This window comes from Balneolaceae bacterium (assembly GCA_034521495.1).
Taxonomy (GTDB): Bacteria; Bacteroidota; Rhodothermia; order Balneolales; family Balneolaceae; genus Rhodohalobacter.
The window spans coordinates 135,549-153,057 of record JAXHMK010000021.1 but is presented as its reverse complement, the minus strand read 5'-3'; the positions used below and the strand labels follow the sequence as shown (position 1 = coordinate 153,057).

The window sequence follows — 17,509 nt, the reverse complement described above, 5'->3', positions numbered from 1 at the left end:
AACAAAAACCTGTGTACCATTCATGAAGTTCTACAATTTTTACCTCTTTATTTTAGGATTTATAATCACATTTAACAGCATATTTGCTGCATCGACAGAAGCGAAACATACAAATCAAAGCACAGAATTTGATGACTCGCAGGTTCTTTGGTATGAGCAACCCGCTGCAGAGTGGATTGAAGCATTACCAATTGGAAACGGCCACTTCGGTGCAATGATATTTGGTGATCCAACCCATGAACGAATTCAACTGAATGAAGACAGTTTGTGGCCGGCTGATGACAATTGGGGACTTGCCGAAGGTGATCCTGAAGACCTCGAAAGGGTACGTCAATTTTTGATTGAGGGTAATAACGTTCAGGCAGATTCTCTGTTTGTAGAAAAATTTCTGAACAAAGGAGTGACACGATCCCATCAAACAATGGGCGACCTGTATATTGATTTTGATACAGAAAGCTATGAAAATTACAGACGATGGCTCAATCTGGAGAACGCCGTTTTTGAATCTGAATTCACAGTTAATGGTGATAAAATCCATCAGCGGGCAATCGCATCACATCCACATGATGGAATATTTATTGAATACTCTACCACCTCAGATGAGGGACTTTCTGCGACAATAACAATGAGCCGGCCGGATGATCAAGGCCATCAAACCGCTCACACATTTTTGGAAGAACAGGCATTGGTCATGCAGGGAGAGATCACACAGTATGGCGGAGAGTTTAAGGGACAGGAAAGGCCCATTACCCACGGAGTAAAATTTGATACCCGCCTGAAAGTTGATCACACCGGGGGCGAAGTACTTTACCACGACGATTCCATCGAGTTTAAATAACGTTCAAAGTGTAACGCTATACCTGGTTTCAAAAACTGATTTTTATTCAAAAAACTACCATCAGAAAAACAGATTTCATTTAAAAGAGGTTTCTGAAATATCGTTTGAGGAGTTGCTGAATGCCCACGTCACTGATTATCGAGAACTTTATGATCGGGTTGAACTTTCTATCGATCACAAAACCAAAAATCAGCCTACCGATCTACGCCTCCGGCAGGTGATTGAAGGAGGTCACGACATTGGCCTTGAGGAGATGCTTTTTAACTATGGGCGATATCTGTTGATTAGTTCATCACGCAAAGGAACCAACCCGGCAAATTTGCAGGGAATTTGGAATCGGCACATCGAGGCTCCGTGGAATGCAGATTATCATCTGAATATCAACTTGCAGATGAATTACTGGCCCGCAAATGTCACTAACTTGGATGAGTTAAATATGCCTCTTTTCGATTTTTTAGATCGACTCATTGAAAATGGTAAAGAAACAGCCCGAGTAAATTATGGCGCCAGCGGTTCCTTTTTACCGCACGCAACCGACCTTTGGGCACCGGCATGGCTTCGCTCAACAACGGCATACTGGGGCGCTTCATTTGGAGCGGGCGGATGGATGATGCAGCACTACTGGCAGCACTACCTGTTCACACAGGATGAGACTTTTTTACGTGAACGGGCCTTCCCGGCAATCCAGGAGGTTGCAAAATTTTACAGCGACTGGCTGATAGAAGATCCGAGAGACGGCTCTTTGGTTTCTGCCCCATCTTCCTCGCCTGAAAACCGTTTTATTACTGAGAGTGGTGAACCCGCAGCTCTCGTACTTGGTAGTGCGAAAGATCAACAAGTGATTAAAGAGGTCTTTACAAACTATTTAGCTGCTGCGAAAATATTGGAGATTGAAAATCCATGGATTACCAGAGTCAGAGATCAACTTAACCGATTGAGACCGGGTGTGCGACTGGGAAGCGACGGTAGAATTTTAGAATGGGATCGCGAATACCAAGAGTTTGAACCCGGTCACAGGCATATGTCTCATCTTTATGCGTTCCATCCGGGGAATCAGATCACCCATCAAAAAACTCCGGAGTTAATAGATGCTGCAAAAAAAACAATGCAATATCGGATGGAACATGGAGGCGGCCATACCGGATGGAGCCGGGCGTGGCTGATTAATCTCCAGGCTCGATTCCTGGATGGAGATCTCGCACATGAAAACATCATGCTTCTTCTTAAAAAATCGATGGCTGCAAATCTGTTTGATCTGCATCCGCCCTTTCAAATTGATGGAAACTTTGGACTTACCGCCGGAATTGCAGAAATGTTGCTCCAATCTCACGAAGAAGATTTGATCAGAATTCTTCCGGCTTTGCCTGATAAATGGGCTTCAGGTTCTGTATCCGGGCTAAAAGCCCGAGGCAACATCACGGCAGATATTGAATGGACAAAAGGTAGTGCAACAAGCGTAGTTCTCTACTCTCCTGTTGGACAAACGGTTGAAGTAATTGTAAACGGAGAAACGAAGCAGGTCAGCTTAGTTTCTGGTGAATCTGTTCATCTTTTATAGCAGAAAATGATTAAGGTGAGTAATTTACAGAAAGTAAAATTTGCTGTTCTTTTAGAATCAGTCTAAATAGATTTTCTTTACCTAATTTTTTTAAAAAACAGTTCTACTTTGCCCGTAAGAACTGCTATATTCCTGCCGCTACAACGTTGACATTCCAATTGTCTGGCGGTAATTTAGCAATCGTAAGAAATCTGCATATATGTTTGAGCAATATTTACCAATTTTTGTACTACTCGGCGTTGCATTCGTGTTGGCATTTGCCTTTATGGCGCTCTCCCGATTTCTCGGTCCGCACCGACCCAATTCTGTAAAACTTAAACCCTATGAGAGTGGGATGGATCCGGTTGGCCAGGCGAAAGACCGTTATTCAATTGCTTTCTATCTTGTAGCCATGGAGTTCATTGTTTTTGATCTTGAAGTTGTATTTGTTTATCCGTGGGCTGTTCGTTTTTTAGATTTGGGAACAGGAACGTTTGTAGCAATGACAGTATTTATTGTAATACTGTTTATAGGTCTGATTTATACTCTCAAGAAGGGTACATTAGACTGGGACATGAAAAATTTTAAATATGAGGCTTTGAAAAAGTAATATGGGAATAGAAAGCGCACTTGGAAAAGGCTATTTAACAACCCGAATGGATACGCTCGTAAACTGGGCAAGATCCAACGCGGCTTGGCCCATGCCGATGGGCCTGGCGTGTTGTGCCATCGAGATGATGGCCTTTGCTGGTCCACGATACGATGCAGCAAGATTCGGTTCAGAAGTAATGCGGTTCTCTCCGCGACAGGCCGATGTAATGATTGTTGCCGGTTGGTGTACATATAAAATGTCTCACGCTATCCGGAGGATTTGGGACCAGATGCCCGATCCGAAATGGTGTATCGCAATGGGAGCATGTGCATCCACGGGTGGCATGCACCGATGTTATGGAGTAGTTCAGGGTTGTGATAACTTCCTTCCTGTTGATGCTTACATATCCGGTTGCCCCCCACGCCCTGATGCCGTTCTTCACGCATTGATGAAAATACAGGACAAAATTAAAACAGAGCATTCTGTAATGCTCGATACCTGATTGATATATGAGCTTAGAATTATCAGAACATCTTCAATCAACCGTTGATTCTTTATCCGAAAACTTTTCTGATAAACTTGTAGACGTTTATCAATCTTCGGGTGATACATTTATTGTTGTAGATACCGACTCCATTCTTGAAATCAGTAAACATCTCAAAGAAAAATTAGATTACGTCTATTTAAGCGATGTTTTTGGCATTGACCGATATACATCAGAAGATCGATTTGAAGTTGTTTACAATCTAATTTCGCTCAAGCATCAACAAAGAGTTTTTGTAAAAGTGCGCTGCGAGGAAGAAAATCCGGAAGTAGATTCTGTTATTCCGGTCTGGAAAGCGGCAAACTGGTTTGAGCGAGAGGTATACGATATGTTTGGTGTCTATTTCAGAAATCACCCCGATCTGCGCAGAATTTTCATGCCGGAAGATTTTGATTACTTCCCATTGAGAAAAGAGTTTCCGCTTTTGGGAATTCCCGGCTCTATTGAATTACCGAGTACAACGCCCGATTCCGATTAAGCAGTCCACATATGAAATTAAAAGACATACAAAGCAAGGTACAACCCACATTTTTCAAGGAGCATCAGAGAAAACTCTACCAAAGCCTTGAAGATAAGCACACCACGATCGAGGAGATTGATGATGGTGATCCACTCTCCACCAAGATGGTTCTTAACATGGGACCACAGCATCCGGCTACGCATGGAGTTCTTCGATTGGTTCTGCAATTGGATGGCGAAACCATTGAAAAAACAAAAATTGATATTGGATATCTGCATCGTGGAGTTGAAAAAATTGCAGAGAATAAGACCTACCAGGAATTCATGCCTTACACAGACCGCATGGATTACCTGTCTCCTTACAGTAATAATGTGGCGCTTTGTACTGCCGTTGAAAAAATTGCAAATGTAGAAGTACCGGAACGGGCTCATTATATACGTATGATCGGTTGCGAACTCGCCCGAATTTCTTCTCACCTTCTCTGGCTTGGAACCATGGTGATGGATGCCGGAGCCGTCTCATTTTTCATCTGGACATTTAAGGAGAGGGAAAAAATTTATGATATCATGGACCGGATTGGCGGTCACCGTTTTACTATTTCTCATGCCCGGATTGGTGGTGTGGCAAATGATCTGACGAATGAAGCAACCGGTGCAATCAAAGAATTTATTCAAACCTTTCCGAAAGAGTTGAAAGACTATCACAAGCTTTTGGATCGGAATAGAATTTTTATTGAAAGAAATGAAGCCGTTGGTGTTTTAAAAACTGAAGATGCTATAGAATTAGGAGCTACAGGACCGGTTTTAAGGGCTTGTGGTTATCCGGTTGACACGAGAAAAATTTCTCCTTATGCACGGTATTCGGAAGTTGATTTTGACATACCAACGCGGCTTGAAGGCGATAACCTCGCACGATATTTTGTACGGATGGAGGAGATGCATGAAAGTGTAAGAATTATAGAGCAGTGTCTCGAAAAGATACCAAACGGCCCCATTCGAATGGACGACGCAAAAAAATCATATCCCTCTAAAGATGAAGTGTATTACTCTATGGAAGGTATGATTCACGATTTTATGATGACAGACACCGGTATTTGTCCACCTGAAGGTGCTGAAAGTTACCATGCTGTTGAATCTCCGAAAGGTGAACTTGGATATTATATTCAAAGTGATGGTACTGGCCATCCCTGGAGACTAAAGATTAACGCTCCTTCCTACACCAATCTGCAGGTTCTTGAAAATATTTTGGACGGAGAAATGGTGGCAGACACCGTTGTAATTATTGGTGGAATTGATCCTGTACTTGGAGAAGCTGACAAATAAGAATTATGGCATACGAATTCACAAAGGAAGACCTCGAAGAAATTGAACAACTCAAAACAAAGTACCCGGAAGTAAAACCGGTCACTTTACCAGCTCTCTGGATTGCTCAAAACCGTTTTGGTCATGTCAATCCCGAGGTGCAAAAACTGGTAGCTGAAACTCTTGACCTTCCTGAAGCACACGTTCATGGAGTTGCAACTTTCTACACTCAATATTATAAAGAGGAGAAAGGTAAATACGTATTAGATGTTTGTACTTGTCTGAGTTGCCAGCTTTGCGGCGGTTATGATATTCTGCACTATCTCGAGGATAAACTCGGCATTAAAAAAGGTGAAACAACCGAAGACGGAATGTTTACACTGAATGAAGTTGAATGCCTTGGTGCCTGTGGTTACGCTCCGATGTTACAGGTTACGAATGACAAGTATGTCAATCACCTTACCGAAGAAAAAGTAGATAAACTTGTTGAGTCTTTGAAAAATGGTGAGGAACCAGAGTATGAGAAAATCGGAATGCCACTGCGAAATAACATTAAATAGACTATGAGCACACCCGACTGGAAAGATTTTGAACCCGTCCTGATTCCTGACATTCCAGACCTGGATCAGATTGATAATTATGAAAAGAACGGCGGATATTCGGCCCTGAAATCTGTATTTACAGACGACGAAAAATGGCCGGATTCAAAAAGTGTAGTTAACGAAGTAAAAGAAGCAAATATCCGCGGGCGTGGTGGTGCTGGTTTTAATGCAGGTTTAAAATGGTCGTTTATGCCCCCGTCTGATGGCGGTGAAAGATATCTGGCATGTAATGGAGATGAATCTGAACCAGGTACGTTCAAAGACAGAAAGATTTTTGAATACAACCCTCATATTTTTATTGAGGGTGCCTTGATCGCGGCTTACGCAATGGAAGTCACCACGATCTATGTATATATACGTGGTGAATACAAATCCTACATCGATATAATTGAGGAGGCGATACAGGATGCATATGATGCCGGATATATCGGCAAAGATATTTTAGGATCCGGACGAGACATCGACTTTTATGTTCACTCCGGTGCTGGTGCGTATATCTGTGGTGAAGAGACATCCATGCTTGAATCCCTCGAAGGAAAACGTGGATACCCAAGAGTAAAGCCTCCCTTCCCTGCACAAAAAGGACTTTGGGGACGGCCAACAACCATTAATAATGTTGAGACACTGTCTCATGTACCCGGGGTAATCAACAACGGGGCGGACTGGTTCAAAAACATTGGTGCCGAGAATCATCCCGGACCGCTGCTTTACGGAATCTCAGGACATGTAAACCGTCCCGGCGTGTATGAATTGCCCTCCGGTGTTCCAATTCTTGATTTGATTCATGATGTGGCACAGGGCATAAAAGGCGGAAAGAAATTGAAAGCAGTGATTCCGGGCGGATCATCAACACCCATTTTACGAGCCGATCAACTTGACGGAATTACCATGGATAGCGACTCCCTCCGGGAAGTAGGTACCATGCTGGGGACAGCCGGAATGGTTGTGATGGATGAGGACACCGATATGGTGGACATGCTGTGGAGAATCGCCCATTTTTATCATCATGAATCCTGCGGACAATGTACACCATGCCGTGAGGGTACAGGTTGGCTTGAAAAAGTTTTGTTAAAAATTAAAAATGGTGAAGGTGAAGTAAAAGATTTAGATCTCTTACTTGATGTTACCACACAGATGGAAGGTCGTACAATTTGTGCCCTGGCTGATGCAGCCGCATGGCCCGTCCGGCACACCATCAACCGTTTCCGGGATGAGTTTGAAGCCCGCTGTAAGAAAAGCGTTCACGCTATCGCGTGATTGATGATTGCTGATTTGAGATTGTTGATTATTTTAGAATTGAATCAAATAATCACAAACCTCAATCATCATGAGAAAAGAAGAATTAATAAAACGAACAAAATTATTTGCCCATAGATGTGTAAAATTGGCTGTCGCTTTACCGAAGACTGCTTTAGGAAATCACATTAAAGGACAGTTAATACGATGTAGTACATCCGTTGCTGCAAATTATAGAGCTGCATGTCATGGACAAACGAAAGCAGTTTTTATACACAAGATCGGTATTGTCATAGAAGAAGCGGATGAATCTGAATTCTGGTTAGAATTTATTGTTGATGAAAAATTGAAATCTAAAAAATTAGTGGAACACTTAAGAAAAGAAGCTTATGAACTGACTTCAATTTTTATCAAATCCAGGATAACAGCCCAACAAAATTTATAGTTCTGTAATCAACATTCACCAATCACCAATTATCAATCCGAAGTCAATCAAAAATCAACAATCCAATAAAGATGCCCGAAATAGTCATTGACGGTCAGACATACGAATTTGAAGGAGAGCACAAGCTGCTCCAGTTTATTCAGGATCTCGGGAAAGAAGTACCCTTCTTCTGTTACCATCCGGCAATGTCCATCCCGGCAAACTGCCGCCAGTGTTTGGTGAAAGTTGGTCAGTATGTGAAGGACAAAGAGACCGGTGAGTATGAATTAGATGAAGATGGAAATAAGGAAATTCGGTGGTTCCCCAAACTTCAGACTTCCTGTAATTTCAGCATAGCTGATGATATGGTGGTACACACACAGGAAACCGACGACCTTGTAAAACGGGCACAAAAAGATAACCTGGAATTTATATTGATCAATCATCCACTGGATTGCCCGATTTGTGATCAGGCCGGTGAATGCCCGCTTCAAATCCAGACTTATAAATATGGTCCTGAAGGAAGCAGATTTGAAGTGAAGAAAGTACACAAACCGAAGCATGTACAGCTCGGCCCTCGGGTAACACTGGATGCAGAACGATGCATCAACTGTACCCGATGTACGCGATTTACCGAGGAGATCAGTAAGACAAACCAGTTAACAATCACCTCTCGCGGGGATAAGAATTACCCTACAACTGCACCCGGACGTACATTTGATGATCCATACTCATTAAATACCGTTGATATCTGTCCTGTTGGTGCACTTACCTCATCTGATTTTAGATTCAAAGCCCGGGTTTGGGAGATGAATCAAACTCCAAGTATAGATATTACGAATGGAAAAGGATCAAATATTGACCTTTGGACCCGCGATAATCTCATACTGAGAATAACACCACGACATAATGAAGAGGTAAATGATCACTGGATTCCCGATGAGGCTCGTGATGCTTACAAATTGTTTAATGAAAACAGGATCTCACGACCCATCCAAAAACTTGATGGAGAACAAATTCTGTCTTCCTGGAACAACGCAATTGCCACTTTCAATGAACAGGTAGCAGATACGGAAAATGATAAAATCTTGATTATTGGTAGTCCTCATGCTTCGGTTGAAGAGAATTACATCCTCAGCAAGTATGCGAACTTATCAGGTATCAATCAGCCCGTATTTACACCAAATACAGAAGATGGTAAAGGCGACGGATTTTTGATTACAGATGATCTTGCACCAAACACAACCGGCTGCAAGCTGCTGAATCTCAAAGAAGAGAATGCCTCAGACATTAAAAAATCAGTAAAAAATGCTGAACTGGTTATTGTTTTAAGTGATCATCTGCTGGATCGCGGGGTTCTCTCTGAAGAAGATTTTGACGATAAATTTGTGATCGTTTTTGCAACGAATCATTCCGATACAACTAAGGCCGCTGATCTTGTCGTGCCAATCACAACTGCTGCCGAACATGCAGCAAGTTATGTGAATATTGACGGCCGAATTCAGCGAACGTTCCCGGCAAAAGAGACAAAATACACCAACCGCCGGCTCGATCTCGAGATGTCTGAAGGCCGCCTGGACCGCTATGGAACAAGCTTTGATAACTGGCGAACAGAAGAGAATAAGATCGACTGTTTACCACTTTGGCGATTCATGGCTGAAGTAGCCGAGCAAAGCGGAATAGAAGTTGTATTTAATTCCGGACGCGAAATTCTGGAAGAGATAAGTGAATTAAATGAAGCATTTTCTGGCGTTGGCTATCCTGAAATGGATGAAAACGGTGGTATTCAATTAACCGCAGAAGAATCTAAAAAAACGAAAGCGTAAAATTCCCCCTTCGAAGGGGGAGAGAATCAACAAAGTTGATTCAGGGGGATGACCAATGGAATTTAAGACAATTATAAATTTAGAAATCAAACTAAATTACTAAAGATCATCCCCCATTGCCCCCTTCAAAGGGGGACATTCAACAATCATAAACTCAATTAAATTATTGGGATGGCAGAAGTTACATTAACATCTTTCATAGTACTGGGCGTGGCACTATTCATGCTCTTAAACTCTGCAGCAATTGCAGTATATGCTGAACGCAGAGTTGCAGCCTTTATTCAAAACCGTATGGGACCTAACAGGGTTGGTCCGGCAGGTTTACTTCAGCCCATAGCGGATGTTTTAAAACTACTTTTAAAAGAGGATGTTACACCTACAGAAGGCAACAAGTTTATCCACACAGTTGCCCCGATGATACCTGTAATAACCGCATTGATGACGGTAGCCGTAATTCCATTTGGCGAAGGACTTTACGCAACAAACATCAATGCAAGTGTACTTTATCTTCTTGCTGTAGCCTCTCTTGGTGTTTATGGGGTTACGCTTGCAGGCTGGTCATCCAATAGTAAATATTCTCTTCTTGGAGGTTTACGGGCGGCAGCTCAAATGATCAGTTATGAATTACCACTTGGAATGGCAGTTGCATCTGTTGTAATCTTTGTTGGTTCTCTTCGCGTAGTTGATATTGCCGCCTACCAGGAAACCTGGTGGTTCGTATTTCTGAACCCGCTGGGTGCAATTATTTTTATTATTGCTGCTTTTGCTGAAAGTAACCGAACGCCTTTCGATCTGGTTGAGGCGGAACAGGAACTTGTCGGCGGATTCCACACAGAGTACAGCTCCATGAAATTCGGAATGTTTTTTCTCGCTGAGTATATGCACGTTGTGATCAACTCCATGCTGATGACCACCTTCTTCTTTGGCGCTTACCATCTTCCTTTTGCCGGTTACTGGCTCCCTGAACTCTCACCTCTTGTTAAAGGTATTCTCGATGTATCGGTCTTCACGATTAAAACCGGGTTTTTCATATTCCTGTTTATCTGGGTACGATGGACCATTCCACGATTCAAATATAACCAGGTGATGAAACTGGGCTGGTCTCGATTACTGCCGCTGAGTATTCTCAACTTTATAGTGATTGCAGGTATATTATTCTTGATTTACGGATAATTGGATCTTGTTATCAAACCCGGTACTTCTCATAGAATGATTTGTATCCCATCAGCCGGGCCAGCGGAATGAGTAGAAAATTGAGCGTCTTCTGAAGCCAAATGGGTCTTCGCCGAGGTAGGAATCAAAATACTGGTTAGACAGCGCCATCTGGAAAATCATTCTCGGTGGCTCTCCATTCCTTTCGTTCTCGTCCATATAGCCGTATATCTGAATAAGATACACGACAAATTGCGCCGGCAGATCACCTCACATACAACGGGCTCATCGGTCGGGTTGTAAGGTTTGTGAGGAACGCCCAGCGGTATGGTGAATTCATTCCTCTAATCACCCAACGGTATTTTCAAAGAAACAGCAGGCTTCACCGACCATTCATCTACATCACTTTGTGCAGGTGCAACTCCTAACCCCAAATGAACCGGTCCTCGCTCCCAGTCGTCAATTTTTATAAAAAATCCCGACACTATCCCGGCTACACTCCCTGCCAACAGCCCCATAGTACCGCCTGATACAAATGCATCTCCATTGCTTCTCGTTCTCGTAGCCGAACAATTATTTTCGGTGGGTCTGCAAGGATCGTTGATAATCGCTGATATTACTCCGAACAATACGGTACCGGTCACTGCCCCGATTAATAATCCTTCACCAATCACTCTCTTTTTTCCAGTAGATACCTCTAAATTTTGTATCAAAGAATCAGATATATATATCAGTGAATCTTTGTTGGAAAGTACCAATACGGATCCGGACATCTCGGAAATGGTACCTTTTATTCTCTCCATCGGATCAACAAAAGGTGCTGTAACCCGTACGCGGTCTCCAATCTCCACGCGATTCACCTGGGCTTTTGCCGGTATAGCCAGATAAATCGAGAGCATAAAAACCAAACCTGAGAAAAGGAAAAATTTTAAGCTGCTTCGCTTTTTTATGATTGTTTTTAATGGGAAAATCATACGCCAACGTCTGAAATTCTACATGATTACAATTTATATAACTCAAAAGGAAATGCTGAAATTCCTTTGAAGCGAAAAAGTGAAAAATTTTAGAGGTCTTTGAAATACCGGGCATATTGAGTTACTCTAACGTATCAAGAAATGATTGAATTATCTCAAAAAACTGATTTGGTTGCTCGATAAATGGAAAGTGACCTGAATTTTGAATGACTGACAATTGAGAATTTGGAAAAGTCGAATTCAGGTTTTTACCACTAATGTCAACTGCAGGTTCATTACTTCCATACACTAATAGTGTTGGTATGTCCAGTGAATCTAATTCCGCATACAGATTATAGTTCGAGAGTTCTGCCATTAAATATCCAAATCGCTGGCTGCGAATCATATAATCTTCCGGGATGTAAAAATCCAGGCTATCAGTCAGCGAAGGATCTTTAAATTGATTTCGAAATGACAGAACCAGCAGTTGCTCGATAGCTTCGGGCGGATTGGTTTGAAAGAGCTCCGAACTCATAATCTCACTACGCCTAAGACTGTCTTCTGCCGATGTTCTCCGGGCAACTATTTGCGATTCCTTCCGCCAGTCTTCCGTGTTCGCCGGCATCGTGTTCAACAAAATCAGGGAATTCAGGTTTGATGGATATTTGATTGCATACTTCATCGCCAGCAAGCCGCCCCAGGAATGTGCCATCAGGTGCACCTTTTCATAGTTGAACTCTTGCCGAAGGGCTTCGATATCCTCCACAAAATTGTCCAGTGTTATGTCGGTACTGTCCACATCCGCGGATGATCTGCCGCTCAGCCGTTGATCAAAATAGAGAAGCTCGTAATGTTCGGAAAGCGGTTCAAAAGAACGTTCAAGATATCCATGATCCAACACCGGTCCGCCGTGAACAACGATAATCGGCTCTCCCTCTCCCACCTTGTTGTAGTAAATTTCCGTCCCGTTGATGGATACCGTTCCTTCTTCAACTTGCAGATTGGACTGAGTTTCTGCTTCACCACATGATTGCAGAAACGGAAGAATACAAATTACAATGACAATAAATTGCCGCAATGATTTATGTAGCATTTTTAGACTGTTTTTCTGATGAGAAGCGGAGCTTCAGAGCCGTGTGTTCCGAAAGAGACTTTCGGAACAAGTAAAAACGTATTGAGAAAAGCCTCACTTTTTCTTCTCTGGATTAGAACCCATCACCATTTTATCCAATGACAAGCCCTCCATTAATGCATCGTAATTGGTGATATCTTTGGGCAGGATAATATCGTTCTCATCCCTGCCGAGGCCTTCCAAAACGTCAAGATACTTCTCAGCAAGTTGTAGCTGCATCGCTTCTTTTCCTTTGTCTTGAGAAAGTGCATCGGCAATCTGTTCAATGGAACTTGCCGTGGCTTCAGCAATCGCTTCAATCTCCTGCGCTGTACCTTCAGCTTCGTTGATTCGCCGCTGCATAGCTGCCTCTGAGATGTTGATAATCTCCGTACGCATCCCCTCTGCATCATTAATTTTTGAACCTTTCACTCCTTCCGATTTTGCAATCACAGCCCGGCGATCTCGCTCCGCCGTCATCTGCCGTTCCATCGCGTTTTGTACCGTTCGGGGAGTCATGATATTCTTAATTTCATACCGGTGGACTTTAATTCCCCACGGGCGCTCCATTTCGCTGAGCACCTCCACTACTTCCTTACTCATTTTGGCCCGTTCTTCAAAGGTTTCATCCAGATCCATCACACCGATTACGGACCGGGTTGTAGTCTGCGCAAGCTGAACGGCCGCATACCGATAATCGGTTACGCCGTAACTGGCATTGACCGGGTCCATCACACTGATGTAGATCACACCATCCACTTCCACCTTTACATTATCTTTGGTGAAACACTCCTGCGGTTCCACCTCAATGGTTTCCTCTCTCAAATCCTGCTTGTACACCACCTTATCAATAAAGGGCACAAGAGCATGAAAGCCGGCTCCGAGCGTTTTATGATAATTACCAAGCCGCTCTACGATAAAATTGAATTGGTTGGGCACCAGGCGTATCGCCCGAACAAATTGAAACATCACATAGACAGAAAAAAGCGCCAACAATACCTGGCTGATTGAATTTAGAATCTGCATAATTATTTCCCTCCCTTAGAATTTGTTGACGATTTTGTGTGATCACTTACCTTGCTTACCCCTTCAAAAAATGTTTTCAGGTTGGCTGTTTCCGTTGGCAAAACTGAAACATTTGTATTTTTGATGATCTTGCCAAACTGGTTGATGTACTGTTCCACGAGTTTTGTTTTAACCGCAATATCTCCGCCGGGCCGCTGGATAGCTTCAGCCACTCGCCGAATACCTTTCGCAGTTGCTGTGGCAATCAATTCAATCTCTTTGGCACGGCCTTTGGCCTCATTAATTCTGCGCTGTCGTTCCGCTTCAGAAACCAATACCTGGCTGGTCTGCTCTCCTTCCGATTCATTGATACGCGCCTGCCGGTGACCCTCGGAATGAGTAATCTCAGCCCGTTTTTCCCTTTCGGCCTCCATCTGTTTCTCCATTGTATCCACAATCTCTTCCGAAGGACGAATATTTTTAATTTCATATCGCATCACTTTTATTCCCCAGGGGTCGGCCGCCTTATCGATCTCCCGGACAATATTTTCATTCATCATTTCGCGTTCTGAAAAGGTATCATCCAGTGTAATTTTCCCGATCTCACTCCGCATGGTTGTCTGAGCCAGGTTTACTGCGGCGGAGTGATAATTTGCGATCCCATAGCTGGCTTTATACGAATCCATCACTTTCAGATACACGAGCCCGTCCACCGTTACTTCTATATTATCTTTTGTGATACAGGTCTGGCTGGGAACATCAATCACCTGCTCGCGCATCTCCTGGCTATAGGCGGGACGATCCACAAATGGGATCAAAAAATGAAAGCCCGGTGTAAGTGTTTTCTTGTATTTACCAAGTCTCTCCTGAATCACCTCTTCCCGGAACTCCACAATCTGGAACAACCGGGTTAAGATTATATACATGATTACAATAATCACTAATAGTACTGTCCACATATTAATTCCTGTTTTTATCTTTGAGTTGAGTTTTTTGGGGATCAATCGAATCCACCGGTTCCACAATCCACGTTGTATTTTCTCTGTATTTGATGCGCACCTGCGTTCCGGCAGGAATTTTTCCTTCCATCGAACGTGCCTGCCACGAAATTCCCTGGTAACGGATTCGTCCGCTGTTATCAAATTCGTTAATCGGTTCCAAAGCCTCTACAATCTGTCCCATCGCTTCGTAATCTTCATCAGCAAATTTGGAGAAGGTTTCTCCCGGAAAATACTTTTTAATGAACGGGCGAATGAGAATAGTCAACGCCATGGACGAGAAGAGCCATGTAAATGTGGCGGTAAATGGATCTTCCAAAAATCCAAGATATCGAAAAATGCCGACTGCCAGTCCGCTGAATCCAAGGATAAATGTTACACCCCCCGGAATTAACGCCTCCAACAGCATAAGCACCACTCCGCCAACTAAAAAAATCCACGTAATCAAGTCTGCATCCATACGCTCATCTCTAATTTTTCTTTCTGGCTGATAGATACTGAATTGAAAGCAAAAAATCTCAATTTGTTGGCATTAAATTTGTACAATTAGGGTTTGATGAGTGAGAAGGCAAAACGCAAAAGTGAAAAGTAATGGCGCAAGCGTCCTCGCTTGTGTCATCAAAAACGCAGGGCACAAACGAGACGTTTGCGCCAGCCGAATTCCGGATCAGGGGGTCGAAATGAGTTTTTGCCCTCTCCCCTTTGCCCCTCTCCCGCGGGAGAGGGGTTGGGGTGAGGGAGACAATTTCTGATAATTTAATAATAGATTCAGTCATTCTGCGCTTGACTCAGAATCCCCAAATATTCTTTCGATTGGAGATTCCGGCTCAGGGGCTGGAATGACTTTAACAATTATATAATGCCAGAAAAGCAGGTGTGGGTCTTGCGACGGGAACACCCCTCCCCCGATAAATCGGGGACTCCCCTCAAGGGGAGATTTTAATCCTTAATAAGTATTCAATGCCAGAAGAAGAAAAACAGCAGCGATCCATCAAGTCTCTTTGGACGACTCTGATGGAAATATTTGAACTCAGCAAGCCGTATCGACTTCGGTTTTATGCGGCTACTGTAGCTACGATTATTGCATCCGGAATTTGGCTGACGGTTCCACTGGGATTACGTGAACTGCTGGATGCCGTTTTTGAAACGGGTGATGCCGGCCTGCTGAATATGCTCGCTATCGGGTTATTTGTACTGTTTATTTTACAGGCTGTATTCTCATTCGCCGGGAATTACCACCTGGAGTGGGTGGGTGAACGGGTGATTACCGACCTTCGAAAGAAACTCTATCAACACCTGCACCGATTAGGATTTCGATTTTTTGCCGAGCGAAGATTAGGAGAGATCACATCACGCCTTACGAATGATGTTGGATCGATACGGACCGCGCTGACAGATTCACTCCCGCAACTGCTTACCATCTCATTTTCCCTGATTGGTTCCGTTTCATTAATGGTCATGCTGAACTGGCGGCTGAGTTCCGTCATATTCCTGACGGTTCCTGTTGTAACTATCGCCACAAGATATTTTGGAAAGAAAATTCGAGAGCTCTCGCGTGGCATCCAGGATGAACTGGCCGACTCCACCGCTGTTGCTGAAGATGCCCTCGGGGCGGTTCGTCTTGTAAAAGCATTTGTACGTGAAGACTATGAGGTAGACAGGTATCAGAATGCAGTAGAAAAACTTTTCAAAACAGCCCGGCGCAAAGTAGTCCTCACACAGCTTTTTTGGTCGGGTGTGGGAATTATGTTTATGACAACATTGGTCATCATCTTCTGGTATGGCGGACAAGAGGTTCTTGCCGGTCGCTTAACCGCGGGTGACCTCGTGGCTTTTATCATTTATGCACTCAATATTTCGAGGTCTATTAACCAGTCCTCGCGACTTTATACTGCCGTAAACTCCGCAGCCGGTGCTTCTGAACGGATTTTTGAGCTCTTGGATGAAACACCCGAAATCGAAGATTCACCTGATGCCAAGCCACTCAAAAATGTAAAGGGGAAGGTGACTCTGGAAAATCTACGATTTGCTTATGAAGATGGACGAGATGTTCTGAAAGGAATTTCGTTTGAAGGAAAAGCGGGGGAAACAATTGCTCTCGTCGGACCCAGCGGCGCGGGAAAAACAACGCTATTGAATTTACTGCCTCGATTTTATGATCCACAAGAGGGTTCTATTTTTATTGACGGACAGGATATTCGAAACCTGAAAGTAAAATCACTCCGCGAGAAAATATCCATCGTACCACAAGAGATTCACCTGTTCGGAACCAGCATCAAAGACAATATTCTGTATGGAAAACTGGATGCCACGGATGAGGAGGTAGTAAAAGCCGCAAAAGATGCCAATGCCCATGAATTTATCCTGGAATCCGAAAATGGATATGACTCCATGATCGGTGAACGGGGTGTAAAATTGAGCGGCGGCCAGCGACAACGGCTGGCCATTGCCCGTGCCATCCTTAAAAATCCCAAGATTCTATTACTGGATGAAGCCACCTCCTCCCTCGATTCCGAATCAGAAGCCCAGGTACAGGAAGCACTCTATCGGCTGATGCAAAATCGTACTACGTTTGTCATTGCACATCGTCTCTCCACCGTACAGCATGCAGATCGAATCCTTGTACTCGATGAAGGCAAAATTGTGGAAGAGGGAACTCACCTCGAATTGATCGAACAGAAAGGATTGTACAGCCATCTCTATGAACTGCAATTCCGCGATCTGGATGAGGATAGTCAGTTGAATATGAGATTTTAGCAGATGGTCGCAGAGATATTGAGGGGTTGAGCAGATCAATACGGAAGACCGATAACCTGGAAAGTGGCTATGGATAATGAGTGCATCAGTTGAAAACGAGAGGGAAAGTTATTCAGATAACGACATTGCGCATAACCGGCAGGCGCCAGAATGTCGAATTAGTTTTAAAACGA

General features: G+C 43.5%; 17 protein-coding genes. 12 read left to right on the top strand and 5 right to left on the bottom strand.

Annotated elements, in window-relative coordinates:
- Positions 1-22: 22 nt before the first annotated feature.
- From U5K72_18845 to nuoH, 11 genes are all read left to right on the top strand, one after another.
- Positions 23-838, top strand: a complete 816-nt coding sequence (locus U5K72_18845; protein MDZ7720884.1) for a glycoside hydrolase family 95 protein — start codon at positions 23-25, stop codon at positions 836-838.
- Positions 783-2,396 carry a hypothetical protein gene (locus U5K72_18840; GenBank protein ID MDZ7720883.1) on the top strand — a complete coding sequence of 538 codons (1,614 nt, stop codon included), beginning with the start codon at positions 783-785 and terminating at the stop codon, positions 2,394-2,396. The genes U5K72_18845 and U5K72_18840 overlap by 56 nt, the downstream gene beginning before the upstream one ends.
- Before the next feature lie 199 nt (positions 2,397-2,595).
- The gene (gene ndhC / locus U5K72_18835; protein ID MDZ7720882.1) at positions 2,596-2,985 is read left to right on the top strand and encodes an NADH-quinone oxidoreductase subunit A; all 390 of its coding nucleotides are present in this window, start codon (positions 2,596-2,598) and stop codon (positions 2,983-2,985) included.
- Between the two features lies 1 nt (position 2,986).
- Positions 2,987-3,469, top strand: a complete 483-nt coding sequence (gene nuoB / locus U5K72_18830; GenBank protein ID MDZ7720881.1) for an NADH-quinone oxidoreductase subunit NuoB — start codon at positions 2,987-2,989, stop codon at positions 3,467-3,469.
- 7 nt (positions 3,470-3,476) lie between these two features.
- A complete protein-coding gene (locus U5K72_18825; GenBank protein ID MDZ7720880.1) occupies positions 3,477-3,989 on the top strand; it encodes an NADH-quinone oxidoreductase subunit C in 513 nt (170 codons plus the stop codon).
- An 11-nt stretch (positions 3,990-4,000) separates the two neighbouring features.
- Positions 4,001-5,293, top strand: coding sequence for an NADH dehydrogenase (quinone) subunit D (gene nuoD / locus U5K72_18820; GenBank protein MDZ7720879.1), 1,293 nt, complete (start codon positions 4,001-4,003; stop codon positions 5,291-5,293).
- A gap of 5 nt (positions 5,294-5,298) precedes the next feature.
- Positions 5,299-5,832 (top strand): NAD(P)H-dependent oxidoreductase subunit E, encoded by a 534-nt coding sequence (locus tag U5K72_18815; protein MDZ7720878.1) that lies wholly within the window; start codon positions 5,299-5,301, stop codon positions 5,830-5,832.
- Positions 5,833-5,835: 3 nt separating this feature from the next.
- Positions 5,836-7,131, top strand: a complete 1,296-nt coding sequence (gene nuoF, locus U5K72_18810) for an NADH-quinone oxidoreductase subunit NuoF (protein MDZ7720877.1) — start codon at positions 5,836-5,838, stop codon at positions 7,129-7,131.
- A gap of 70 nt (positions 7,132-7,201) precedes the next feature.
- A complete protein-coding gene (locus U5K72_18805) occupies positions 7,202-7,555 on the top strand; it encodes a four helix bundle protein (GenBank protein ID MDZ7720876.1) in 354 nt (117 codons plus the stop codon).
- A 71-nt stretch (positions 7,556-7,626) separates the two neighbouring features.
- A complete protein-coding gene (locus tag U5K72_18800) occupies positions 7,627-9,360 on the top strand; it encodes a molybdopterin-dependent oxidoreductase (GenBank protein ID MDZ7720875.1) in 1,734 nt (577 codons plus the stop codon).
- Between the two features lie 171 nt (positions 9,361-9,531).
- On the top strand, positions 9,532-10,533 hold the full coding sequence (gene nuoH / locus U5K72_18795) for an NADH-quinone oxidoreductase subunit NuoH (GenBank protein MDZ7720874.1): 1,002 nt from the start codon (positions 9,532-9,534) through the stop codon (positions 10,531-10,533).
- A 323-nt stretch (positions 10,534-10,856) separates the two neighbouring features.
- Here nuoH and U5K72_18790 read toward each other — a convergent pair whose 3' ends face one another.
- The 5 genes from U5K72_18790 to U5K72_18770 all read right to left on the bottom strand — a co-directional run bounded on the left by U5K72_18790 (position 10,857) and on the right by U5K72_18770 (position 15,039).
- Positions 10,857-11,411 carry a hypothetical protein gene (locus U5K72_18790; GenBank protein ID MDZ7720873.1) on the bottom strand — a complete coding sequence of 185 codons (555 nt, stop codon included), beginning with the start codon at positions 11,409-11,411 and terminating at the stop codon, positions 10,857-10,859.
- 196 nt (positions 11,412-11,607) lie between these two features.
- Entirely contained in the window at positions 11,608-12,558 is a 951-nt protein-coding gene (locus U5K72_18785) for an alpha/beta hydrolase (protein MDZ7720872.1), read from the bottom strand.
- Positions 12,559-12,651: 93 nt separating this feature from the next.
- Positions 12,652-13,602, bottom strand: a complete 951-nt coding sequence (locus U5K72_18780) for a stomatin-like protein (GenBank protein MDZ7720871.1) — start codon at positions 13,600-13,602, stop codon at positions 12,652-12,654.
- Between the two features lie 2 nt (positions 13,603-13,604).
- Positions 13,605-14,540: a stomatin-like protein gene (locus tag U5K72_18775; GenBank protein MDZ7720870.1), complete on the bottom strand. Its 936-nt coding sequence runs from the start codon at positions 14,538-14,540 to the stop codon at positions 13,605-13,607.
- Between the two features lies 1 nt (position 14,541).
- The gene (locus tag U5K72_18770; GenBank protein ID MDZ7720869.1) at positions 14,542-15,039 is read right to left on the bottom strand and encodes an NfeD family protein; all 498 of its coding nucleotides are present in this window, start codon (positions 15,037-15,039) and stop codon (positions 14,542-14,544) included.
- Positions 15,040-15,539: 500 nt separating this feature from the next.
- Here U5K72_18770 and U5K72_18765 point away from each other — a divergent pair, with 500 nt between their 5' ends.
- Entirely contained in the window at positions 15,540-17,336 is a 1,797-nt protein-coding gene (locus U5K72_18765; GenBank protein ID MDZ7720868.1) for an ABC transporter transmembrane domain-containing protein, read from the top strand.
- Positions 17,337-17,509: the final 173 nt, after the last annotated feature.